Source organism: Methylophaga thiooxydans DMS010 (genome assembly GCF_000156355.1).
Taxonomy (GTDB): Bacteria; Pseudomonadota; Gammaproteobacteria; order Nitrosococcales; family Methylophagaceae; genus Methylophaga; species Methylophaga thiooxydans.
The window spans coordinates 48,548-71,157 of the sequence record NZ_GG657903.1; the positions used below are offsets into that span (position 1 = coordinate 48,548).

Genomic DNA, 22,610 nt, shown 5'->3' on the forward strand with positions numbered 1-22,610 from the left:
TTTGAATTTTCCAGTCGCATACATTGATGTGGCAGCGCTTCGCCACAACCTTCTTCGCGTAAAAGAATGTGCTCCAAACAGTCGTGTAATGTCGGTTATTAAAGCCGATGCCTATGGTCACGGTGCAATAACTGCCGCTGAAGCATTGAAAGAGAGTGATGCCTTTGCCGTGGCACGATTGAAGGAAGGGGTATTTCTCAGACAGAAAGGTGTTGAGCATCCCATCGTTTTGCTGGAAGGTGTGAACACTGAGCAAGACTTTATCACCGCATCCGAATATCAGTTATCACCGGTTATTCATCTACACAGCCAAATCCAGCTATTACAAACGCTGACTTTGCCAAAGCCATTAGCGTTTAACTGGTTGATGGTTGACAGTGGCATGCACCGCTTGGGAATCCGTCCGGAGCAGGTTGAGATGGCGCTGACGTTATTAGCAGAAAGCAGCAATATTAGCGGTGAAGTGGGGTTGATGAGCCATTTTGCCAACTCAGATTTGGACGGTGACCCTCGCAACCAGAAACAATTAGCTCATATGCTGGCATTGAAGCATAAAACGTCATTGCCACTGTGTTTGGCTAACTCTGCTGCGGTTATCTGTCTCGCTGAATCGCATCAACAATGGGTCAGGCCGGGATTGATGTTGTACGGTGTTTCGCCTTTTTCAGATAAGTCCGGCACCGAGTTGGGTCTGAAACCCGTTATGACGTTAAAAACCCAGCTAATCGCTGTTTATGATTTGGAAGTCGGTGATCAAGTGGGCTACGGTGGTGAGTGGACAGCCGAAGTACCTACGCGTATTGGGGTGGCGAGTATTGGCTATGGCGACGGTTATAGTCGGCACCTGTCCAATAAGGCTGAGGTCATTATTCGTGGCATAAAAGCCCCTGTTATTGGTCGCGTGTCGATGGACACGATATGTATTAACCTTAATCATGTCGAGCAAGCCGAAACGGGTGATGACGTCATAGTCTGGGGTACGGCTAATTTGGCTGTAGAGCAACTCGCGACACTGGCCGAAACCATTCCGTATGAATTAGTCACGGTACTCTGCCAACGCGTGAACAAGGAAGTGATAAATGGCGAAAGTTAAGCGCGTTTACGTTTGTAAAGAATGCGGCTCACAAACTCCGCAGTGGGCGGGACGGTGTAATGATTGTGGTGCATGGAATAGCCTGACAGAAGAAGTGCAGGCATCGGCATCTTCGACTGCTCAGGCGACGATTAGCCGCCACAGTAGTTATGCAGGCGAACAAAAAAATGAAGTACAAGCATTAGCTGAAGTCACATCTGAACAAGCTGTGCGTTGGACTACCGGCTTACCAGAATTGGACCGTGTTTTGGGTGGTGGTTTAGTAACAGGTTCAGTGGTATTGATTGGTGGTGATCCCGGTATCGGTAAATCGACCCTATTGTTACAGGCGATGGCAACGATGGCTGACTCCACTGGCGTTAAGCCGTTGTATATCAGTGGTGAAGAGTCATTGCAGCAGATACGCCTGCGCGCCGAGCGTTTGCAGCTTGAGCAAGCACCATTGGAGCTGCTTGCTGAAACCCACGCAGAGCAAATGATTGCCACCGCGCGTCAACGTCAACCACAAGTCATGGTGATTGATTCCATTCAGACCGTATTTACTGAATTATTGCAATCGGCGCCGGGTACGGTGGCACAGGTCAGAGAGAGTGCGGCGCAACTTGTACGATTTGCTAAATCCAGCGGCACTACGATGATTCTTGTCGGCCATGTGACAAAGCAGGGCGCATTGGCTGGACCACGGGTCTTAGAGCATATGGTCGATACCGTACTTTACTTCGAAGGCGACACGTCAACACGATTTCGAATTCTGCGCGCTGTCAAAAACCGCTTTGGCGCGGTGAATGAATTAGGCGTTTTCGGCATGACGGAGTTGGGCTTAAAAGAAGTCAGTAATCCGTCGGCAATCTTTTTGTCTCGTGGTGAAGAGTCAGTACCTGGCAGTATTGTGACGGTGATTCGTGAAGGCAGTCGGCCCATGTTGGTGGAAGTACAGGCATTGGTTGATAGCAGTCCATTAGGTAACCCACGACGAGTCACCGTCGGTTTGGAACAAAATAGACTGGCCATGCTATTAGCCATTTTACACCGCCATGGTGGCATTACATGCCAAGACCAAGATGTATTTATCAATGTAGTGGGTGGCGTAAAACTCAGCGAAACCGGCGCGGATGAATGAGGACAGATGGATTAAGTAAGACGGGATATAACGGGATTTAATGGTTTTAAATGGGAAGAAGCTTTTAATAATGAGGGTTTGAGTAACATTTAAAGCTTATTTAATAATTAATTATGGATCGCGATCATTTTAAATATAGTAAACATTTAGACACATGAATTGCGATCAAGCTCATTAGTGACGACGACCACTCCAAACAACTCGCCCAATAATCGAAAGCTCGTTCTGCAAATCAAAATCCAGTGATATCTCAAAAGGCTCATAAGCTGGATTATCACTGGTAACCTTTAACCGCTGACTTGGTAGGCGCTGTAGCCGTTTAACTAGTAATGACTCACCCATTCTGATTACATAGATGCCGTCACGTTTAGCAACGTTGTCAGTGTGATCAACGAGTATAACGTCGCCTGGACGCAATGCAGGCTCCATGCTCTCACCTTCTACATAAATCAGATATAAATTAGCTGGGCTGCTGTGTAGCTCGTTATATATCCATTCTTTTTTGAATATAAGTGCATCAGTTTCCTCTTCCTCGTGAATGACATAACCGTTGCCAGCTGATGCTTTTACATCAAACAGTGGGATGTGGGCGAATGTTTCCATAATGCTACCAGTTCCTGCTGAATAGTCTTTGATGCTCGATCCCACTTCTTCGTTGGAAGTGGGATCGACTTGCCCCACTTTAGATTTTCGATCCCGCTTTTCATAAGTTTCTGATTCGTTTGAATTTCTATGTGTTGATGATGAATTATCATCAACATCTAAGTGGGATCGAGTTGGAAAGGTTTCGTTCCCCGTCAGCACGTAATACGAATTAAACCCAAGCCCTAATATTTTTTCTAAATAAATAGCATCAGGGCTACGTTCACCTTTTTCATATTTGGCTTGTGACTGCCTTGTGATTCCAACAAAGTCAGCAACATCCTGCTGGGTTAAGCGTAGACGCTTACGCTCCTCTAGTATTCTGCCGCCAATGTAAACTAATGATTCCATTACAAGCCCTTGACAATGTTATTTTATGTGTACATAATTTTTGCAGGTGTTATGTTTTGTTTGCATTTATGTAAACGCTTATATATTTAATTACGGATTGTAACAATGAACTACAAGCAAATACATCAAGCATTGAAAGCCAAAGGTCTTTCTTGGTTAGTCGCTGGTGAAGTAATTGGTTGCACTCATCAGCATGTAATGAATGTTTGTGCAAGACGAGCGGAAAGTTTAAGAGTTGCACGATCAATATCCGTGCTAATCGAGAAAGATATTGCAGCAGTTTTTCCGGATATTCCCCGCTATCAGTCTGATGTAAAAACTGATCGCCAAGCCAAAATTGATCAAGCAAAAGCGCGTCTGGCAGAAGCCGGTCTTGCTGAGAGCGCCTAATCATGGTTGATAACTATCCGCATCAAGAGCACTTACATCCGCAAAAAGCACGCGCCCACAAAGCAGTTCAAACCAACGGCGATTCCAGTTCGGCGGCACAAGGTAAGTATCGGCTGGATGAGTGCGCTTCAACGTCGCAATCAAACTTTTTAGTTGATAAAGACGGAATGCCAGTTTCTCCTGGGTTTGGTGATCCAGATCGCCAATCTGCTTACAAAGCGTCGCGGATGAAGGCGGCAATACGTTTTCAACAACTTGCCAAGCAACAGTCTCAGCGAGTTGTGGAAGTTCCTCTGAATTGTCCGGTTCACGTATGTCCGATTTGTCAACTTTCAATGCTTTTAAAAAAGCTGATAGCTCGGATAAAAGCATGGTCGATGAAATGATGATGAATCCATCATTCTGCCCGTGTAAATACGCGGCACTGACGGGTGCTGGTCTGGTTGTTTTCACTTTGTTATCTCCTGTTTGGTTAAAACGCAGAACCAGCCTATCCCGTGCAGTACTGCCGCAACAATCAATAAATTTGGAAGTGGTGTTGTGATGAGAATTCCAAAAAGTAAGGTGGCTTGGAAACGCATCCAGCCGAACAATATAAAAGACGCGCTGCGGCTTAATAAAGAGTACGCCAGACAGTTCAAAAGGCTAACTGTTCCAGCTATCGCTGAACTGATGGCTGTCAGTGAAGACCGCTTATACAAATGGCTCTCTACTGGTGATATGCCAGTCAGTTTTATCCCGGCATATGAGCATATCTGTGAGATGGATTATGTCACCCAATATCTGGGTTACCGAAGTAACAAGCTGATGATTCAAATCCCCACAGGGAAAAAAGTGGATGAACTAGGTTTAGCCGAACTACAGCAGCTTTCTGCAGATGCAATGAGTTTGCTAATCAAGTTTTATCGTGAGGGTGAGTCGGTAGATATCCTTACTTCAGCGCTCACTCGACTGTTAGCTGGCGTGGCATACCACAGAGAAAATGTTATCTCTCAGAGTCAGCCAGGTCTAGATTTTGAGGGCGGTGAAGATGACTGAACAAAACAGGGAATGGTTCACAGCAACTGAATTAGCAAACAAACCAGGTCTTCCAAAGTACAAGCGTGGCGTTAATCAGCAGGCTCAAAACAAGGCTGGAATACAAGGCAAGTAAAAGTAAGAGGTGGATCAGCAAATGAATACCACCTTTCCAGCCTGCCAGTAGAAACTCAGGCCGCGTTGATAAAACAACACCTGCCGACCCCAGTTAAGAGCAGCTCGGAAAGCACTGAATTTAGCTACGATCCTCAAGCATTATGGCAGCACTATGACAACAAGCCACAAAAACAAAAGGACGCAGCTCAGAACAAACTCAACCTGCTTTTGCAGGTCATGGCTCTGACAGAAAACGGTGGCGCCACACTTAAGAATGCCTTCTTACTGGTGGCTGATCAAAACGACATTAGTGAACGCACCATGCAAGGCTGGTATCACGGTACCAAGAGCAAGAAAGGGGTGAAATTCTATGCTCGTCAAGACTGGTTAGCCGCGCTGGTACCCGGCTTTGTTGGCCGAACGGTCACAGCAGATATGGATACTGAGGCTTGGGAATTTTACAAAGCCGATTACCTTCGCCTGGAGCAGCCAGAGTTCGAAGCCTGTTACTACCGACTACAACGTACTGCAGCCGAACAAGGCTGGAAAATCCCCAGCAAAAAAACACTGGAACGTCGCATCAAAGCCATACCGCTGGCAACCCGCGTTTATCTACGTGAAGGTGAAGCCGGTTTGATCAAACTGTTTCCTGCCCAACAGCGAACAGTCCAAGAGCTACATGCGCTTGAGTGGATCAATGGTGATGGCTACCAACACAACGTGTTTGTTCTATTGCCAAATGGCGATGTAACGCGCATGAAAACGTGGTTCTGGCAGGACGTCTACAGCCGCAAAATACTGGCTTACCGCGTCGATGAATCAGAAAACACCGACTCAATCCGAGCCAGTTTTGGCGATGTTGTGGATCAGTTCGGCATACCCGAACACGTCACTATTGATAACACCCGCGCTGCAGCCAATAAATGGATGACCGGTGGCGTTAAAAACCGCTATCGCTTCACCGTAAAAGAAGATGATCCACTCGGCCTATTCCCTACGCTCGGTATCAAAGTGCACTGGACATCAGTGATTGGCGGCAAAGGACACGGTCAGGCTAAACCTGTCGAACGTGCCTTTGGTGTTGGTGGTCTTGGTGAATATCTGGACAAGCATCCTAAGTTTGAAGGTGCCTATACCGGCCCAAACCCAATGGCCAAGCCAGAAAACTACGCCAAAAAAGCGGTACCCATTGAAACGTTCCTAGCAGTACTGGAACAAGAAATCATTGCTTGGAATGCCAAACCGGCTCGACGCACTGAAATCTGCAACGGCACAAAAAGTTTTGATCAAGCTTTCACCGAAAGCTATCAAACCGCCGTTATCAAAACAGCTAACCAAGAACAACGTCGCATGTGGCTGCTGATGGCTGAAGCCATCAAAGTGCAGAAAGATGGATCATTTAATCTTGATGCCGGATCAGCCACAGGACAAGGCAAAAACCGCTACCACGCGCCAGCGTTGCTCGACTTTGCAGGCCAGAAGATTACCGTTCGTTTTGACCCTCAAGCGCTGCATGAAATCGTCTATGCCTACACCTTAGATAATCGCTATATCGGTGAGGCGCAATGTATTGAAGCTACTGGGTTTGGTGATACTGAAGCGGCTCGAAGCTTCAACAAGCATCGCACTCGCTTTATCAAGGCCACCAAGCTGGCAGCGAAAGCCGAAGTCGCGATGGATGCAATGGAAGTGGCAAGTCGCCTGCCTTTGCAGCCACAGCCTGAAGTCGCCAACCCGAAAGTGGTCAGACCACTTCGCCCAGCGCCAGAACTAGGCCGACACATACCGCAGCCACAACTAACTGACGAACAAAAACAGGATCTGGCTACATTCCAAGCCGAGTTCCAACAGCCACAAGAGCCTGCAGCACAAATCATAAGAAATGATGACCCCAGAGCGCGCTACAAGCGTTGGGTCAATTTAGACCGTCGGTTGCGAGAAGGGAGTCAACTCTCAGCAGCTGATCAGAAATTCTGGGCGATGTACCAGAAAGGCGATGAGTTCCGCTTTATGAGCGAGTTCAGCGCTGACTTTGAGAGCTTCGACGAAACTGTCGAGGCATAAAAAAACAAACCCGCTGGCAGGCGGGTAAGTAAAACGTGATGAGGTAAATAATGACAACAAATCAAAACGTGGTCAACTTGGGAGACAGAGTCGAAGCCTCTGTCACCACGGCACCACTGAAAAACGTCATGCTCTGTACACGATTGCTGGAACAAGCGATGAATCGCCCAGCACATCTACCAGGTATGGTCACTTTCTTTGGCCCGAGTGGCTGGGGTAAATCGTTTGCTGCAGCTTATGCAGCGAATAAATACCGCGCTTACTACGTTGAATGCAAAAGCACCTGGACAAAAAAAGCGCTGCTCCTTTCCATTCTCAAAGAAATGGGCATCCAGCCAGATAAGACCAACTATGACATGGTCGAGCAAATCAGTCAGCAGCTGGCGCTGAGTGGTCTGCCGCTCATCATCGATGAGATGGATCACATCGTCGAAAAGAAAGCCGTCGAAGTAGTGCGTGACATTTATGAAGGATCAAACGCTGCCATCCTGCTGATCGGTGAAGAGAAGCTCCCGACCAAGCTGCTCAAGTGGGAACGGTTCCACAATCGAATGCTGGCTTGGCAAGGCGCTCAACCTGCCGATCTGGAAGACACACGACAACTGTCCCAACTTTACTGCCCGGACATCACCATTGCTGATGACCTGCTCGAACGCATCCAGCGTGAAAGCATGGGCGTCGCCCGTCGAATCTGCGTCAATCTCAACCAAGTTCAGCAAGCCGCCTACTCAGCTGGTACCGACCAAATCGACGTCAAACTCTGGGGTAACCGTCCCCTCTATACCGGCGACGCACCCAGGAGGAAGGTTAAATGACACAGCCTGTTCATATCACAAGAGCAAACGGCAAGCTGTCAGGTAGAGATGCCTGCTGGCAAGCCATACGTGAATTGAAAGTGTTTTCTTTACTTGACCTGGAAGCACACACCAGTGATCACAAACAGCTGAATGAAGTGAATCGCCGAACAGCCAGAACCTACGTGATAGGGCTGGAAGGTGCTGGCTATCTGGAACGCACCACCAAGCGCATGGGCGGTGCCATTGTCTGGAGGCTGACTCGTGATGTCGGTGTGAATGCACCTCGCGTCAACCGCAAAGGTGACCACGTCACTGGTGGCGAGAGCCGTGAACAGATGTGGCGAACCATGCGAATTCTGAGTGATTTCAGTTGGCGTGATTTGGTGGCATCAGCCTCTACGGAAGAAACACCTATCGAACCGAACACTGCCAAGGATTACATCACCTTTCTGGCTAAGGCGAATTATCTCAAAGAGATAATCCCAGCCAACCATGGTGGTGGTCTGGCGCGATACAAACTATTACCCGCGATGAATACCGGTCCAAAGCCGCCGATGATTCAACGCATTAAACAAGTCTTTGATCCCAATTTAAACAAGGTCGTATGGCCAAAGGATGGTGAGTAATGGATGAAGCGACAGTAGACGTAATTCAACAATTAATGGCATGGCACCAGAAACGAGTTGATGAATTGCAGCTGATAGTGGATCAAAAAGGTGCCTCTATCAAAATCGGTGAAGAGATTGAAATAACCGATCCGGAGGTGCTCAAAGGCGTTCATTTAGGCGTGAAGATTAGTTTGTCACTGCTTGGCAAGTTACCCATTTCATTAAAGGAAGGTGAGTAATGCTGATTTTAACAAGACGTGTGGGCGAAGCCCTGATTATCGGTGATGACGTTGTCGTGAATGTGCTTGGTACCAAAGGTAATCAAGTCCGGATCGGGGTTGAAGCCCCAAAAGATGTCTCTGTTCATCGTGAAGAAATTTATAACCGCATTCAGAAAGAAAAGGATGACAACAAATGAGCGACTGGAAACAAGTACTCAAAACCGAATGTGAGAAAACATCACAAGCCAAGGTGGCCGCTGTTCTCAGACAGAATGATGGCTTTCCTTCACCAACCGTGATTAACCAGGTCATCAAGAGTAAATACCCCGGCAGAACTGACCGACTGCAAGCACTCATTGAAGGCAAGTTTATGTCCGGCAGTGTGCAATGCCCGGTGGTTGGTGCTATCCCCAGCGACCAATGCATTGAATACCAAAGCCGCCCGTATGCAGCAACAAACCCGACACGCATTCAACTTTATAGAGCCTGCCGTGGCGGCTGTGAACACAGCAAAATTGGAGCCTAATCATGAACAAGAATTTGGGTAACGACATCATCAGCAAAAAAGTAGAAGACGTTCGCCACTGCTTAGCAGAACTAGCACGACGTGGCCTCACCATTACCGATATCAACATCGGTGAAGCCAGAAAGCCGACCATCACCATCGTCGGCTACAACGACAGTCCAGGTGGACTTAAGGGCGGCACAAAAACCCGCATTAAAACCGGCCTACGTCGTCTCGAAACCTACGCCACAGAAGTCAGCGGCTGCCAGGTGCAGTGGAAAGTTGTGGCTTAAACAGGAGTAACCCATGAATACAGCTATCAATACAGAGCAACACAAGGTGAACGCACAAGGTCACCTTGTACCCATTAGCAAAATCAAACAAATCGATCTGGATCGTGATGATCTTATCGAAGAACTGTTTGGTAAGGCCGAGTTGCTGCGAGAGCAGATGGTCGCCTTCAAAGCTCAGGCGATGAATGACGTTTATGCCTTCGTCGAGCTTGTTGCAGAAAAATACGATGCCAAGCTCGGTGGCAAAAAAGGCAATATCAGCCTCACCAGCTATGACGGTAAACGCCAGATTCGCATTCAAATGGCCGAGCTGTTGCACTTCGATGAGCGTGCTGAAGCAGCTAAATCCCTGATTGATGAATGCATTCAAGAATGGTCAGAAGGCAGCAACGACAATATCAAAGCCCTGGTCGATCACGCCTTCAAAACCAACACTGAAGGCCAGCTTAGTGCTGCCCGAATCCTCGGACTGCTGCGGCTGGAGATTGACGATCACAAATGGAAGCAAGCCATGGAGGCGCTGAAAGATTCGATGCAAATCACTGGCTCCAGCGCCTATGTGCGTTTCTATTACCGCCCGACCACCGAGAGCAAGTTTCAGAATCTGGCTCTCGATATGGCTGCTCTGTGAGGTCTTCTATGGAAATGATTGTATTCGAAGACAGGGGCCAGGACTTTCTGGAGTGGGACATCGATGAAGATGGCGTCGTTGTTGATTCAAGACCATTTCAGGCTGGTATCTGGAGTGGCACGTTTGTATCAGACATAAAAGTTGGTGAGCGACCAACCGTCACCAGTCCCCGTGATGGGGTTCAACGACAGTTGAAGTATCGCGTCATCGATATTCAGCCTAAATCCGCTTAACCAACGGCGCGTCAGCAGACAGGTGGTGCCAGCAAAAAACTAACAGACTGCAGCTGAGACGGTGGGTTTTATAACCTTTCTCCCCGCCGGGCAACGCCGACTGATCCACGAGACGGATTACTTAGCCCCTTCGTTGGGGTTAAGGCAGTGAAAAATCCGGGAGATGATATGGATGAATTAAGGAACCCAATCTGTTTTGCACGTTGCATCTGGCGGTCGCTTAGTCGTGGTCGGTATATATCTGGTCACAAGTACAAAACAGCAAAAGAGGTTACACCGGAAAACATTCATATCCTCCGCTGTAAACATTGTGGCCATAACTCCATTGCATGGAGCTGGGGATCGTTAGAGGAATCCAAATAATGAACATGAAAGAAGCAAGCGAGATGCGACCAGACATACTCACTATCAGTGGTGAATACTTTAACTTTATGTGTCCTGAAGAGTCTGAGTTCGACATTTACGTTGCCGCTCATGGCCTATCAAACATTTGCCGCTTCGCTGGCCACACTAATAAGTTCTACAGCGTAGCCCAACATTCGGTTTATGTGTCTGAAATTGTACCGCCTGAAATGGCTTTGCACGGACTGCTGCATGATGCCGCAGAGGCGTTTGTTGGTGATGTGGCCAGACCACTGAAAAACCTCTTGCCCGATTATCGTGAAATAGAGAAGCGTGTTGAAAAAGCCGTGTTAGGCCGTTTTGGGTTAGACGCTGAGATGCCTGCAGAAGTGAAGCACGCAGACTTGGTCTTGTTAGCCACAGAGCAGCGTGACTTGATGGCACCACACGATGATGAATGGCCGTTAATTAAAGATATTGAGCCATTAAAAAAAGCCATTGAACCAGTGTCTCCCAGCACAGCGTTTTTAATGTTTGTTGGCCGTTATCTACAAATCGTGGGGCAGCTATGAGTTCAAGACAAAAGCTAATCCAGCTTGTTCATATCGGCGCTAGCCGCTTGTTTAAGGACGAAGAAGCTCGTCGCACATGGCAAGGAGACCATACCGGTGAACGTTCGTGCAGCAAGATGACGGACAAAGAATTGAAACATTTAGTCAATTTGCTACGTGATGCCAAAGCGATTAAACCACCTAAACGCGCAGGCAGAAAGCCATTCAATCGCAGCCCGTATATGGCAAAAATTGAAGCCTTACTGACCGATATGCAACTCAGTTGGGAATACGCTGAAACCATAGCCTGGCACGTCACCGGTGGTAAAGGCCATGCAACAACAGGCCGTCCTGGTATTGAACGTCTGGAGTGGGTGCACAAGCGTCAGCAGTTTGAAGCGATCATTGCCGCGTTATATCAGGAACAGAAAAAACGCAGCCTGCTGCAAACCGTTGAGTACCTACTGGATGCCATGAACCTGAGCGAAAGCTATGTCGAGAAGCTGGTAGCAGGCCGTGCGAATGCCAGCAAGTGGCGTCGTAATGTGCCGCTACTCAATGCCATCGTCGATCACCTTAATGACAAAGTCGCGTTTGAACGTGCCACTCAAGTAGCGCTGCCATAAGCAAGGTACCGAGCCAGTGAATTTACCTGATTATTTACCACCTGTAGCCAGAGAGATAGCCGATGTGATCGGTCTTGATGGACTGTTGCGTCTGGTGAAACAGTTCGGTGGTGTCACTATTCGAGTGCCGGGGCAAGGTGACCTAAAGCAAGTGCTTAGTCCAGATCAATACAAACAGTTCGTGCATACCTTCCGTAATGAGAAAATCGCCATCCCCAAGCTTCAAGCAAGGCTATACCAAGTGGATCTGGCAGAGACAAGCCGTCTGCTTGATCAAGGCTTTACCAAAGCAGAAGTCGCCCGGACACAAAAAATTACTGAACGCGCTGTCTACAAACGCCAGGCTAAACAGCGTCAACTTGAAAATGACAAACAACAGGATCTCTTTTAATGTTCGATTTTATCAATCCACTCACAACTGATGACTTCAACGATAGTGTTGAGTTTTTATACCCTAATTTTTTGCCTAAAAAACAAATCACTATGATCTATGCCGATGGCGGCATGGGTAAAAGCTGGTTGCTTTTCGGGCTGGCAAAATATGCCACTGAACACAACAGTGGTAGTGAGCAAGGCGCGATGAATGTGCTGTACATCGATGTCGATAACCCCATCAGTGTGCTGAAAGAGCGTGGCATCGAACATAAACTGATCGAAGCCTGCCCGAATCTAACCTACTCGCACCGCAGTAAGTTCAATGGTGAGCCACTCGAACTGCTGGATGAGCTTGAAAACAGAGCCTATGGCAACGCGTTTAAAAACATGCTGCTGATGCTGGACAGTCTCAGAGACTTTGGTGATATCAATAATGACCTGACAGCCATGCGGATCGGCAACAAGCTGAAAAAGATACGTGACGCCGGTGCCACCATTATTGTGTTGCATCACTCCACCAAGAACGGCAGCAACTATCAAGGATCAAACAACCTACGTAACAGCGTCGATAATATGTACCGTCTTATCAAAGCGGACTCGCCCGAAGGTGAAATTCGCTGGCTGCTCGAAGTTAAAAAAGAACGTGCTGCCATTGCCAATATCGCACTAAGAATAGAAGTGGCAGATCTGTTTTTAACCGAACTGGATCTCGACGAAGTCACACTCAACGATGAAGAAAGAGCGTTTATCGACAAGGTAAAAACCGTGCTGAAGGAGCAAGGTAGTTTGAATAAAACCAAGCTACTGGACGCCTGCGGTCACAAAAAAGATGATAAAACCGCCCGTGATAGACTAGATCGCTTTGACCGTATTCACTGGCAATCTGAGAAAATAAAAGGTGCTTACACCTATAGTTTGGTTTAACAACCACTACAACGCGAACAACCTATCTGCTAAGTTGTAGCGGTTGTATCGGTTGTTGATAAAAGGAACTTAAAAATGAAAAAACTCGCTTTTTGTATCTATGCGCTACTACTTTCTTCATCAGTTTTTGCAGCCGATGACTCACTCTTCCAGCCATGGTGTGATGCTTTCACTGCTCAGGGTATGGTGAGTTTGGCAGCGAATCGCATTTATGGCAGCCCCAGTACATTGAATGATGAGCAGTATGAGTCGCGTAGTAACTGGGTAAATAATAGCTACCGAATGGCAGCTGAGAGATTTGCAGCCCGTTCCGGGCAGAGTTTTGAAAAAGTAGATATGGATGCAATGTCAAACGGTTGGGTTCAACGGTGTCAGCTGAAAGACCAAGTCCAATGAATCTTATAGGTAAATTTCCAGCTTGGTTATAACTTCCAGCCAGTCTGAAAAAAATAACTCAAGATTGCCCAGACTTCTAAAACCTGCTTAACTAAATTGTAGTAACACCCCAGCGCCCTGAACTCATTCAGGGCGTTTTTGTTTGTGCCAGAAAGCATCATGCAACCCATGGACACAAACAAAACCTACCCAGAACTTTTCCTCAAAGCAGTCAATCATGTCTTGAAGATTGAAGGCGGCTATGTGGATGATCCAAACGATGCCGGTGGCGAAACCAACTACGGCATCAGCAAGCGTCAATACCCCCATCTTAATATCAGACTGCTGACATTAGATGATGCCATTGCACTCTATTTCCGTGACTACTGGCAAGCCTATGGCTGTGGCGATTTGCCACCAGTCATTGGTTGTTTCTTGTTTGACTCGGTAGTAAACCACCGGCCCAAAACAGCAATCAAATTCCTTCAATGCGCTTATCGCGTGGAAGTAGATGGTGTGATCGGTGATGAAACGCTTGGCGCTATCAGACGTTTCGCTAATAACGAAGACTACCTTACTAACAAGCTCACTCTCAGCCTTGCCTATCGGGCTGACTTCTATCATGACCTCGCCGTTGAAAACCCATCACAAGAACGCTTCATTATGGGCTGGATGCGCCGTCTGTTTGTGTTGCAGCAATTTATCAATACAGAGGTGACTCATGGAGCCGATTAGCATTGCTTTAGGATTAGCGCAATTCGTGCCGGGGCTAACCCGGCTTTTAATGGGGGATAGGGCTGGTAACGTCGCTGATAAGGTTGTTAAAGCAGCCAATGCAGTAACGGGCGCAGGTAACGCTGATGAAGCCTTAGCCAAAATAAAGCATGATCCAGAGCTTCAACTAAAACTGCAAAAAGAAATGAACGTTATCGTTCTCGCCGAACTAGAAGCCGAGAACAAGCAGTTGGCCACCATCAACGCCACCATGCGAACCGAGTACACCTCTGGCGATTCATTCGTCCGTCGCTGGAGACCTTTCTTCGGTTACACCATTGCCGTGACATGGTTTGTACAAATGTCTGCTTTGGGCATTGTGATCGTTATTTCACCGAATGACGCTCCTGCTGTTATCAATGCCATGGTCAACCTATCTGGTATGTGGGCAATCGCGCTTGCTGTGCTGGGTGTCTCAGTGAAAAAGCGTTCTGATGATAAACAAGTGTCAGCCGGACAAACGCCACCTCCGGGCGTATTTCAGAATCTATCTACTCTTTTAAGCCGTAACAAGGAAAGTAAATAAGCATGGTGGACGTGTTCGACCGCGCCCAGGAGCGCGAACAAAAAGACAGGGATATCGCGATTCAGACGGTGCTTCGAAGTAGCAGAGAAACAGAACAACCTGATGAAGAAAACGGTATTCGCTATTGCTTGGATTGTGGTGAGCCGATTCCAAATAAAAGACTGGAAGCAAGACCAGACGCGGTGCGCTGTGTGGACTGTCAAAACATTAAGGCTAAGCGGGAGCGATAAATGGAATTAGATTACACCGCATACAGGTTTTGGTTTGATGTGTTTCTGGCTTTTTTGTTTGCAGGTAATTGGGTTTACACCTGGCTAATCAATCGCCATCGCGTGAATAAAACAGAGATTAAAGAAGTGAGCCAGCAGATAGTTAAAGTAGTTAGCCGAATGGATATCGTTGAAGAGCGAATGAATGGTGCACCAACGCATACCGACCTTAGCAATATCTACAATCGCATGAATGGAATGAGTGAAAACATCAGCGAAATGACTGGCTCTTTGAAAGCCATGACAACCCAGCTAACGCTAATCAATGACTATCTGTTACGAGGAGATAAGCGGTGAGCTTTAATCAAATACTCACAGAATCTATTCGTCTTGCCTTATTGCAGGCATTGGAGCAAGACCCTGGCTACTCGCATAACGAAAACATCTTGCAAATGATTTTGGCCAGTGTTGGTCATGATGTGTCTGCTGATCGTGTTCGTACCGAATTGCGCTGGCTGGAAGAGCAAGGTCTGCTGGCGATTACAACGGTTGGTGAATTGTTGATTGCCAAGGTGACTCAGCGTGGCGTCGATGTTGCGCTGGGGCGGAGCCGAATTGATGGTATTGGGAGAGCGCGACCATGATTAGAAAATTAAAGAACTGGCTGTTACAGCAAGATATAAAGAGCTTCGGCAAAGAAGTGTTAAAGAGTGTGGTTATTTTTTGCTACATCATTGCCGCTGGTTATTTCTTTGGTGTTGGGATGTCACATTCTTATTCACCCATCACCATCAGCGTAGAGACGACTGAATAATGGCTCGCGCCTCATCCATTGAGCAATTGCCAGCCGATATTCTGGAGCAGCTGCAAACCCTGTTGCGAGATCCGCGAGTCTCACAACTGGATGCCACAGCACAAATCAATGCCATCCTTGAACAGCTCGGCACTGATGATCGCGTCAGCAAGTCTGCGGTCAATCGATATGCCGTCAAGATGAAAGATGTCGGAGCCAAACTACAGCAATCACGCGAACTGGCCAGCATGTGGATCGGCAAGCTGGGCGCTGCACCGCAAGGCCAGGTTGGTAAGTTAGTCAATGAAATCATCCGCACGATGGCGTTTGATTCAGCAATGCATATGGCTGAAGGTGATACCCCTGTAGAGCCAAAAATGCTGGCTCAATTGGCACTCGCTGTTCAGCGACTGGAGTCAGCGGCCAATATGAATGAAGAGCGAGAGAAAGCCATCAGAGCCGAAGCCGCTAACGAAGCTGCAGCGACAGCTGAAAAGTCTATGGTCAGCCAAGGCATGAGCCAAAAAGCAATTGATTCAATCAAGACAGAAATACTGGGGCTGGGTTAAGCGATGGGCGCTGCTTTAGCCATATACAAAGATTACGATCCGAATGATGTCCTGCTGCCATATCAAAAGAACTGGATGGCAGATGACAGTATTCTTAAGCTTGCTGAAAAGTCACGACGTACAGGTTTAACTTGGGCTGAAGCAGCCGATCAAGTATTAGCCGCCTCATCGTCAAAGGCTGCGGGCGGTACCAACTGCTACTACGTTGGTTCTAATAAAGAGATGGCCGTAGAGTTTATTGATGCTTGTTCGATGTGGGCTAAGTCATTCAATAAGGCTGCCTCAGCCATTGAAGAGGAAATCTTTGAAGATGAAGACAAAGATATTCTCACCTTCACTATTCGCTTTGCCAGCGGCTTTAAGATTCAGGCACTCAGCTCACGACCCAGCAATATGCGTGGTCGTCAGGGTAATGTCTGCATTGATGAGGCGGCATTCCATGATGCACTTGATGAGCTTTTAAAAGCTGCGTTAGCTCTGACGATGTGGGGCAGCAAAATTCGAATCATCTCTACGCATAATGGCGTAGAAAACCTGTTCAATGAACTCATCGAAGACAGTCGATCTGGAAAAAAAGATTACAGCGTTCATCGAATCACACTGGATGATGCGTGTGAAATGGGTCTCTATAAACGCATCTGCCAAATTCAGAAAATTCAATGGACACAAGAAGGCGAAGACGAATGGAAAGCTGGGCTTCGTAAAAATACTGCCAGTACCGAAGATGCCGAAGAAGAATATGACTGCGTCCCCAAACAAGGCGGTGGCACCTATATCAGCCGCGCCCTACGTGAGTCCCGCATGCATGATGTGCCGGTGCTGCGCTATTCCGGTACCGCCGAGTTCAACCTGTGGCCAGAGCATCTTCGCCAGGCAGAAATGCTGGCCTGGTGTGAGGTTAATTTAAAGCCGCTTTTAGACCAGTTAAATCCCAATTTACGCCACGTTTTAGGCGAAGATTTTGGTCGCTCCGGTGACTTAACCGTGCTGACACCGATGACCATCAGTCAGCAGCTCAGGCGCGTAGTGCCATTTATGGTTGAACTGCACAACGTGCCGTTCAAGCAGCAAGAGCAGGTGCTGTTTTATATCTGTGATCGTTTGCCTCGATTCAGTGCGGCCAAGCTGGATGCCCGTGGTAATGGTCAGTATCTGGCAGAGCAAGCCAAGTACCGCTATGGCGTCAATGTGGTCGAAGAAGTGATGCTTAGCCAAAGCTGGTACCTGGATAATATGCCCAAGTTCAAAGCTGCGTTTGAGGACGACACCATTCTTATCCCGCGTGATGCCGATGTCGCAGACGATATCGGTGCGCTGCAAGTGATTAAAGGTGTACCGAAATTGCCCGATGGTAAAACCGATGCTGCCAAAAGCCGACACGGTGACGCAGCGATTAGTTTGGTCATGGCGCATGCTGCCAGCTTTGATTTGGCTTCACCGATTGAGTGGACAGCAGCCCCCAGCAAAACCGAACGCGACAACCCCGACAACGACTACAGCAGCCTGATGCAAAAAGGCGGTGGATGGTAACAATGGAACAAGTAAGAACAAGTCAAATCGTAGATGCCGCTGGTAAGCCAGTACAGGTGCGAGAAGCACTGAGTGAAGAGCAAACATCCAAGCTCGGCTTTATCAGTAAAGAGTTTGAGAACCATCCTTCAGGTGGTTTAACACCACGCAAGTTAGCCAGCATTCTGCAAGCAGCTGAACAAGGCAATCTGGTCGAACAGGCCGACCTGTTTGAAGATATGGAAGAAAAAGATGCCCATGTCTTTGCGGAAATGAGTAAGCGAAAACGGGCGTTGATGGGTGTCGATTGGGATGTGGTCGCACCGCGTAATGCCGATAAAAAAGAAGAAGCGCTTGCCGAAGAGGTCAAAGAGTGGCTGCTTGACATGGAAGACTTCGAAGATCACCTTTTCGATATCGGTGATGCGATTGGCAAAGGCTATTCGATGCTGGAACTCGGTTGGCATAAGCTGGGTAAAACGCTGTTACCAACGCTAGAGCATCAATCAGCACGCCTATTTACCATCGATGAAAATGATCGCAAAAAGATTCTGCTGCGTAACAGTGGTGGCAGAGGTGATGAATTGTGGCCGTTTGGCTGGGTAACGCATGTTCATAAAGCCAAGTCTGGCAGCATTGCCCGTGGCGGTTTGCATCGTATCCTCGCATGGCCATACCTGTTTAAAAACTACAGCATTCGGGATCTGGCCGAGTTTCTGGAAGTCTATGGCATACCAATGCGACTCGGCACTTACCCCAGCGGTGCCAGTGATGAAGAAAAAAATACCTTGCTTCGCGCCGTCATTGGTATCGGCCACAGTGCTGCAGGCATCATGCCCGATGGTATGGATGTCGATTTTAAAGAGGCCGCCAAGGGAGCCAGCGACCCATACCAGTTTATGATCAACTGGTGCGAGTCGGTTCAGTCTAAAGCGATTCTCGGTGGCACCTTAACCAGTACGGCACAAAATACCGGTCTGGGTTCTAACCTGGGTGATATCCATAATGAAGTGCGTCATGATCTGCTGGTCAGTGACGTGCGGCAAATTGCTGGCACCTTAAACCGTGACCTACTTTGGCCAATGGTTGCACTCAATATTCCCGGTGCCGATCCACGCCGTGGCCCACGTATCAAGTTCATCTCTGAGGAAGGTGAAGAACTTAACGAACGCGCCGAACGCGATAAGCTTTTGTTCGATATGGGCTACCGGCTTAACCAAGAAAAACTGACGGAGATCTATGGTGAAGGCTATGAACCGGTTCCAACTAACACCCCTGAACAAAATGATGCTGCACGCCCGAATGCCGCCGCTACCGCTGCAGCCAAAGCCGGTGATAATGAAACAGAGTTAGATGGTGTTGTGAATCAACTGGCAACACAAGCACAGTCACCGTTAGACGACCTTTATAACCGTATTAAATCCTTATTAGAGGAAGTGGATGATAACGGTGGCACGCTAGAAGACTTTCAGGATCGCCTGGTCGAAGCATTCGGTTTTCTTGACCCGGAAGAACTTGCTGACGTGATTCAAATGGCGCTGGCCACCGCTGAGCTGGCTGGGCGTTATGAGGTGTCTGAAAATGACTGAAATAGAAAATGAAATTCAAAAGAAAGAACTTAACGCTCCAAGGTTAACTCCAGATATGCTTCAGGCTGTAATCAAGTCAGAGCAGTATCACGTATTTGAAGGAAGCCAATTAACTGTCTGCTGCTTAACTTTACAAAATGGCTTTACTGTAACAGGTGAATCAGCTTGCGCTAGTCCAGAAAACTTCGACGCTGAAATAGGTGAGAAGATAGCCTATGAGAATGCCAAAAATAAAATCTGGCAACTGGAAGGTTATCTGCTGAAGCAAAAATTGCATGAAGCTGGCTAAATGAACATCAATTACGGCTCCATGCCTTTCAATAAAGCGGTTGATGCGTTTCGTGACAAGCTGAACCTGCCGACGGCATCCTGGACAGATATCTATGAGGGCCAGCATGCCCGTGCCTTTGTCATTGCCGGGGCGATGAAAGAAGACCTGCTTAACGATTTTCGTTCATCAATGGACAAAGTGATTACTGAAGGCATGAGCCTGAAGGACTTTCGCAAAGACTTTGATCAGATAGTCAGCAAGCACGGCTGGGGCTATAACGGTGGTCGCAACTGGCGCAGCCGGGTTATCTACGAGACCAATCTGTATCAAAGCCATAACGCTGGTCGATATGCCCAGATGCAGCAAGTCAAACACACTCGACCATTCTGGCAGTACATACACAATGATGCTGTCGAGCATCCACGGCCAGAGCATGTAGCCTGGGACGGATTAATCCTTGATGCCGACGACCCATTCTGGCAGACCCATTACCCCCAGAACGGCTGGGGTTGCAAGTGTCGGGTCAGAACACTCAGCAAACGCGATATGGATAAGCTCGGTAAAACTGGCCCGGATAACGCTCCTGCAGTAGAACTGGAAGATAAAGTGGTCGGTGTCCGAGGCCCGTCGCCTCGTACCGTAAGCGTACCCAAAGGTGTTGATCCGGGCTTCGCCTATAATCCAGGCAGAGCCGCTTTTGGTGAGCAGCTGGCTGATGATGTGATGGCGCAATACACAAAAACACGCACTCAGTGGACAACGCTCACACCACAAGGCTGGGCTGAAGCTGGCAGAGAACAACAGATACCTTTCACCAAGTCGCCGGTGAAGTTGGGATCACGCTTAAATAAAAAAGCAGAAGTATATGAGCAGCTGCAAAAACAAGTGGGTGAAGAGAAACTCTACACCCCCGGAGGCTTACCGTTTCTGCTCAACAGCAAGGCATTATCAGAACATATTGATCCCGCCCGTGCTGAGTTCCTGCCGTTACTGGACGACTTGCTGACCAATCCTTATGAAGTCTGGTTATCGTTCCAGCAACACAACGGCACTGGCAAAGTGGTGCTGCGCTCTCGCATTGTCAAAGCCTACGATATCGGTAAAGGCCGGTACCTGGTCGCGGTGGCCAATGTGAGAAAGGGGTTACTGGAAAGCTGGACGTTTATCCCGACATCACGCCGTAATTACCTGAACAGTCAGCGTAAGGGGTATCTGGTGTATGGGGATGAAGAATGATGGGGCCACTTTTCCTGACGCACCAGGTTGGCGGGTTTTTGATGCTATGGGCGTACGCGCCAGCATCGCAACCGATAAACATAGTATAGGTGAATAATGGCAGGCGCATCAATCAGTATCGACTATAGCTTCCCGGATAAAGCCATCGCCGCCCGGCTACGCGCCCTGGTCGATGCCGGTGAAGACTTGGAACCCGCCTTTATCGATATCGGTGAAGGTTTACTTAACAGCACCCATGATCGATGGGATCAGCAAGTCGATCCTGAAAGTAACCCATGGGAGCCACTCGATCCGAAATATCAGGCACGTAAAAAGAAAAACGCCGACAAGGTGCTGGTGCTAGAAGGATTCATGCGTGACACGCTAGCCTATAACACCAGCAGCCAGAGTATGGAAATGGGTACCAACCTTATCCAGGGCGCGACCCATCAGTTCGGTGATGAAGACCGAGGTATTCCCGCCAGGCCCTACTTGGGTGTGTCAGAAGACGATGAACAAATGATAATTGATACCCTTTACGAACACTTTCAAGATGCACTACGTTGAATCTCTGTGTGCCGTTCTAAGCTGTTTTAACTGTTGATGTGCGGTCAGTATTGGAATATAAAAGTATTAAACGATTGTGCGGGAATTTAAACGGGGTTAAGCGGTCTTTAATAGTGTTGCTATTGCTTGGATATGTAAAACTGTGACAATATGCCTTATTATGGATAACTACTAATAGGGAGTAACCCTGATGCTGATGGTTTGATTGGTGTCGGGTTTTTTTGTGCCTGATGGCAGACAAATATCAATCAAGAACAGACTTACTCGTTGAAAATGCATCGCTTCGGGGAAGTATCGCAACAATGCGAGCTGCTGAGTGGTCAAAAACTATAAGGTGGTTTATTGCTGGGTCAGCATTGGTTTTAGGGCTATATCTTTTATCGCCAGTTGCAATTTCATGGGCTGGTAAAACAACAAAAGCTGATATTGGCATTAACGCGAAAATCCACGCTGAAATTAACAAGGATGAAAAGTCAGCTGAAGAGAGTAGTTATCTAGTTGGCTTGCTCGGTGGTCTCTTTGGTGTGTTCGGGATTTTATATGGTAGAGGTCAGTCAAGACATAGAAAAAATGTGGTTGAACGCTATCAACCATATAAAGAGATGTATGAAAAAGAAGTGGACAGTAAGAGAACATCTAGTGACTTAACGCCAAGAGGCGAAACAAGACCGGAGGATGTGTGATGGATTCACAATTGAATGATTCAATATTACTGATCGCGTTATTTATTGGGATTTGGTACGCCTGGTTTGTTGAGTATAGAAGCTATTTGAACGACTCTACTCGTCAGCGCCTTTTTGATATACGTGATCAATTATTCAATGCCGCTGAAGCGGGAGAAATTGATTTTGATAATGAATTGTATTGCATTACACGCACGACTTTGAATGGGGTGATTAGATACACCCATCAGTTAAGTGCGATGCATTTTATCCTGACGTTATTTTTGGGCCGGAATGATATTAAAAATAGTCCTCAGTTAAAACGTTATCAAGAGCGTTGGGAGGATGCTTTCTTAAAAACAGAGTCAGAGCATCAAAAGAAACTGATATTAAAAGCCCAAAAAGAAATGCACCTTACTGTCTTTTATCACATTGTCAGAGGTTCACTCTTTTTAAGGGCGGTACTATATATGACGGCATTGCTCCTAATTCTAAAAAATCGCAAGATTGATAATGCTGTCACGTCAAAAAGTGTACGTAGTAAATGGACAATGCTGGATGCTGAAGCTAATTGCATAGGTCAAGCGGTTGCATCTTAACTTCTGATTGTTGCCGTTTTTATGCGTAGACGGTATCTTCAATAACAACAAA

General features: G+C 47.5%; 34 protein-coding genes and 2 pseudogenes. 34 read left to right on the forward strand and 2 right to left on the reverse strand.

The genetic code is table 11. From position 1 onward, the window contains the following. Position 1: 1 nt before the first annotated feature. Positions 2-1,093 (forward strand): alanine racemase, encoded by a 1,092-nt coding sequence (gene alr / locus MDMS009_RS12700; protein WP_043888353.1) that lies wholly within the window; start codon positions 2-4, stop codon positions 1,091-1,093. Beyond that, a pseudogene (gene radA / locus MDMS009_RS12705) lies at positions 1,080-2,207 on the forward strand (DNA repair protein RadA); the annotation flags it as partial. The gene alr and the pseudogene radA, both read left to right, overlap by 14 nt. A 180-nt stretch (positions 2,208-2,387) precedes the next feature. On the opposite strand, the gene MDMS009_RS15900 reads toward radA, so the two are convergent. After that, a complete protein-coding gene (locus MDMS009_RS15900; protein ID WP_008290350.1) occupies positions 2,388-3,206 on the reverse strand; it encodes an XRE family transcriptional regulator in 819 nt (272 codons plus the stop codon). A gap of 105 nt (positions 3,207-3,311) precedes the next feature. Between MDMS009_RS15900 and MDMS009_RS12715 the strand changes: the two genes are divergently transcribed. Next, positions 3,312-3,596, forward strand: a complete 285-nt coding sequence (locus tag MDMS009_RS12715) for a hypothetical protein (RefSeq protein ID WP_043887910.1) — start codon at positions 3,312-3,314, stop codon at positions 3,594-3,596. Here the strand turns inward: MDMS009_RS12715 and MDMS009_RS12720 are convergent, their stop codons facing one another. Continuing rightward, a complete protein-coding gene (locus tag MDMS009_RS12720) occupies positions 3,597-4,049 on the reverse strand; it encodes a hypothetical protein (RefSeq protein WP_008290335.1) in 453 nt (150 codons plus the stop codon). 15 nt (positions 4,050-4,064) lie between these two features. On the opposite strand from MDMS009_RS12720, the gene MDMS009_RS12725 reads away from it, so the two are divergent. The 31 genes and pseudogenes from MDMS009_RS12725 to MDMS009_RS12860 all read left to right on the forward strand — a co-directional run bounded on the left by MDMS009_RS12725 (position 4,065) and on the right by MDMS009_RS12860 (position 22,558). Then, positions 4,065-4,634, forward strand: coding sequence for a hypothetical protein (locus MDMS009_RS12725; RefSeq protein WP_008290339.1), 570 nt, complete (start codon positions 4,065-4,067; stop codon positions 4,632-4,634). Then, on the forward strand, positions 4,627-4,749 hold the full coding sequence (locus MDMS009_RS16610) for a hypothetical protein (RefSeq protein ID WP_008291918.1): 123 nt from the start codon (positions 4,627-4,629) through the stop codon (positions 4,747-4,749). Before MDMS009_RS12725 ends, MDMS009_RS16610 begins: the two co-directional genes overlap by 8 nt. A 29-nt stretch (positions 4,750-4,778) precedes the next feature. After that, positions 4,779-5,978: pseudogene (locus MDMS009_RS16765) on the forward strand (transposase domain-containing protein); the annotation flags it as partial. Between the two features lie 114 nt (positions 5,979-6,092). Next, positions 6,093-6,794, forward strand: a complete 702-nt coding sequence (locus MDMS009_RS16770; RefSeq protein ID WP_406564444.1) for a Mu transposase C-terminal domain-containing protein — start codon at positions 6,093-6,095, stop codon at positions 6,792-6,794. 50 nt (positions 6,795-6,844) lie between these two features. After that, a complete protein-coding gene (locus tag MDMS009_RS12735) occupies positions 6,845-7,609 on the forward strand; it encodes an AAA family ATPase (RefSeq protein ID WP_008290142.1) in 765 nt (254 codons plus the stop codon). Continuing rightward, entirely contained in the window at positions 7,606-8,217 is a 612-nt protein-coding gene (locus MDMS009_RS12740; protein WP_008290358.1) for a hypothetical protein, read from the forward strand. Before MDMS009_RS12735 ends, MDMS009_RS12740 begins: the two co-directional genes overlap by 4 nt. Then, the gene (locus MDMS009_RS12745) at positions 8,217-8,438 is read left to right on the forward strand and encodes a hypothetical protein (protein ID WP_008290147.1); all 222 of its coding nucleotides are present in this window, start codon (positions 8,217-8,219) and stop codon (positions 8,436-8,438) included. Before MDMS009_RS12740 ends, MDMS009_RS12745 begins: the two co-directional genes overlap by 1 nt. Next, complete coding sequence (gene csrA, locus MDMS009_RS12750) at positions 8,438-8,617, forward strand: carbon storage regulator CsrA (protein WP_043887800.1); 180 nt, start codon at positions 8,438-8,440, stop codon at positions 8,615-8,617. Before MDMS009_RS12745 ends, csrA begins: the two co-directional genes overlap by 1 nt. Further along, positions 8,614-8,946, forward strand: coding sequence for a hypothetical protein (locus MDMS009_RS12755; RefSeq protein ID WP_043887799.1), 333 nt, complete (start codon positions 8,614-8,616; stop codon positions 8,944-8,946). The genes csrA and MDMS009_RS12755 overlap by 4 nt, the downstream gene beginning before the upstream one ends. Before the next feature lie 2 nt (positions 8,947-8,948). Next, positions 8,949-9,218 carry a hypothetical protein gene (locus MDMS009_RS12760; protein ID WP_008290127.1) on the forward strand — a complete coding sequence of 90 codons (270 nt, stop codon included), beginning with the start codon at positions 8,949-8,951 and terminating at the stop codon, positions 9,216-9,218. 13 nt (positions 9,219-9,231) lie between these two features. Continuing rightward, positions 9,232-9,849, forward strand: a complete 618-nt coding sequence (locus MDMS009_RS12765) for a DUF3164 family protein (RefSeq protein WP_008290166.1) — start codon at positions 9,232-9,234, stop codon at positions 9,847-9,849. 8 nt (positions 9,850-9,857) lie between these two features. Further along, entirely contained in the window at positions 9,858-10,082 is a 225-nt protein-coding gene (locus tag MDMS009_RS12770) for a hypothetical protein (protein ID WP_008290122.1), read from the forward strand. Between the two features lie 362 nt (positions 10,083-10,444). Beyond that, positions 10,445-10,996: an HD domain-containing protein gene (locus MDMS009_RS12775; protein ID WP_237700449.1), complete on the forward strand. Its 552-nt coding sequence runs from the start codon at positions 10,445-10,447 to the stop codon at positions 10,994-10,996. Then, the gene (locus MDMS009_RS12780; protein ID WP_008290338.1) at positions 10,993-11,601 is read left to right on the forward strand and encodes a regulatory protein GemA; all 609 of its coding nucleotides are present in this window, start codon (positions 10,993-10,995) and stop codon (positions 11,599-11,601) included. Before MDMS009_RS12775 ends, MDMS009_RS12780 begins: the two co-directional genes overlap by 4 nt. Positions 11,602-11,617: 16 nt before the next feature. Next, positions 11,618-11,992 carry a hypothetical protein gene (locus tag MDMS009_RS12785; protein ID WP_008290342.1) on the forward strand — a complete coding sequence of 125 codons (375 nt, stop codon included), beginning with the start codon at positions 11,618-11,620 and terminating at the stop codon, positions 11,990-11,992. After that, complete coding sequence (locus MDMS009_RS12790; protein WP_008290124.1) at positions 11,992-12,900, forward strand: AAA family ATPase; 909 nt, start codon at positions 11,992-11,994, stop codon at positions 12,898-12,900. The genes MDMS009_RS12785 and MDMS009_RS12790 overlap by 1 nt, the downstream gene beginning before the upstream one ends. 75 nt (positions 12,901-12,975) lie before the next feature. Further along, positions 12,976-13,296 (forward strand): hypothetical protein, encoded by a 321-nt coding sequence (locus MDMS009_RS12795; RefSeq protein WP_043887798.1) that lies wholly within the window; start codon positions 12,976-12,978, stop codon positions 13,294-13,296. Between the two features lie 168 nt (positions 13,297-13,464). Continuing rightward, positions 13,465-14,010 (forward strand): glycoside hydrolase family 108 protein, encoded by a 546-nt coding sequence (locus MDMS009_RS12800; RefSeq protein WP_008290134.1) that lies wholly within the window; start codon positions 13,465-13,467, stop codon positions 14,008-14,010. Then, positions 13,997-14,575 carry a 3TM-type holin gene (locus MDMS009_RS12805; protein WP_008290135.1) on the forward strand — a complete coding sequence of 193 codons (579 nt, stop codon included), beginning with the start codon at positions 13,997-13,999 and terminating at the stop codon, positions 14,573-14,575. Before MDMS009_RS12800 ends, MDMS009_RS12805 begins: the two co-directional genes overlap by 14 nt. Positions 14,576-14,577: 2 nt before the next feature. Further along, positions 14,578-14,805, forward strand: coding sequence for a TraR/DksA family transcriptional regulator (locus MDMS009_RS12810; RefSeq protein WP_081443580.1), 228 nt, complete (start codon positions 14,578-14,580; stop codon positions 14,803-14,805). Beyond that, on the forward strand, positions 14,806-15,141 hold the full coding sequence (locus tag MDMS009_RS12815; protein ID WP_008290353.1) for a DUF2730 family protein: 336 nt from the start codon (positions 14,806-14,808) through the stop codon (positions 15,139-15,141). Then, positions 15,138-15,428 (forward strand): VpaChn25_0724 family phage protein, encoded by a 291-nt coding sequence (locus MDMS009_RS12820; protein WP_008290323.1) that lies wholly within the window; start codon positions 15,138-15,140, stop codon positions 15,426-15,428. Before MDMS009_RS12815 ends, MDMS009_RS12820 begins: the two co-directional genes overlap by 4 nt. Next, positions 15,425-15,598 carry a hypothetical protein gene (locus MDMS009_RS16315; RefSeq protein ID WP_008290347.1) on the forward strand — a complete coding sequence of 58 codons (174 nt, stop codon included), beginning with the start codon at positions 15,425-15,427 and terminating at the stop codon, positions 15,596-15,598. The genes MDMS009_RS12820 and MDMS009_RS16315 overlap by 4 nt, the downstream gene beginning before the upstream one ends. Then, a complete protein-coding gene (locus MDMS009_RS12825) occupies positions 15,598-16,146 on the forward strand; it encodes a DUF3486 family protein (RefSeq protein ID WP_008290117.1) in 549 nt (182 codons plus the stop codon). Before MDMS009_RS16315 ends, MDMS009_RS12825 begins: the two co-directional genes overlap by 1 nt. Positions 16,147-16,149: 3 nt before the next feature. Beyond that, positions 16,150-17,676 (forward strand): terminase large subunit domain-containing protein, encoded by a 1,527-nt coding sequence (locus tag MDMS009_RS12830; protein ID WP_008290169.1) that lies wholly within the window; start codon positions 16,150-16,152, stop codon positions 17,674-17,676. A gap of 2 nt (positions 17,677-17,678) precedes the next feature. Next, complete coding sequence (locus MDMS009_RS12835; protein ID WP_008290130.1) at positions 17,679-19,244, forward strand: DUF935 domain-containing protein; 1,566 nt, start codon at positions 17,679-17,681, stop codon at positions 19,242-19,244. After that, entirely contained in the window at positions 19,237-19,533 is a 297-nt protein-coding gene (locus MDMS009_RS12840) for a Gp49 family protein (protein ID WP_008290712.1), read from the forward strand. The genes MDMS009_RS12835 and MDMS009_RS12840 overlap by 8 nt, the downstream gene beginning before the upstream one ends. Further along, a complete protein-coding gene (locus tag MDMS009_RS12845; RefSeq protein WP_008290145.1) occupies positions 19,534-20,751 on the forward strand; it encodes a PBECR2 nuclease fold domain-containing protein in 1,218 nt (405 codons plus the stop codon). Between the two features lie 96 nt (positions 20,752-20,847). Beyond that, complete coding sequence (locus MDMS009_RS12850; protein WP_008290150.1) at positions 20,848-21,297, forward strand: phage virion morphogenesis protein; 450 nt, start codon at positions 20,848-20,850, stop codon at positions 21,295-21,297. A 230-nt stretch (positions 21,298-21,527) separates the two neighbouring features. Next, a complete protein-coding gene (locus MDMS009_RS12855; RefSeq protein ID WP_154646946.1) occupies positions 21,528-21,980 on the forward strand; it encodes a hypothetical protein in 453 nt (150 codons plus the stop codon). Further along, positions 21,980-22,558 (forward strand): hypothetical protein, encoded by a 579-nt coding sequence (locus MDMS009_RS12860; protein ID WP_008290118.1) that lies wholly within the window; start codon positions 21,980-21,982, stop codon positions 22,556-22,558. The genes MDMS009_RS12855 and MDMS009_RS12860 overlap by 1 nt, the downstream gene beginning before the upstream one ends. Positions 22,559-22,610 lie beyond the last annotated feature (52 nt).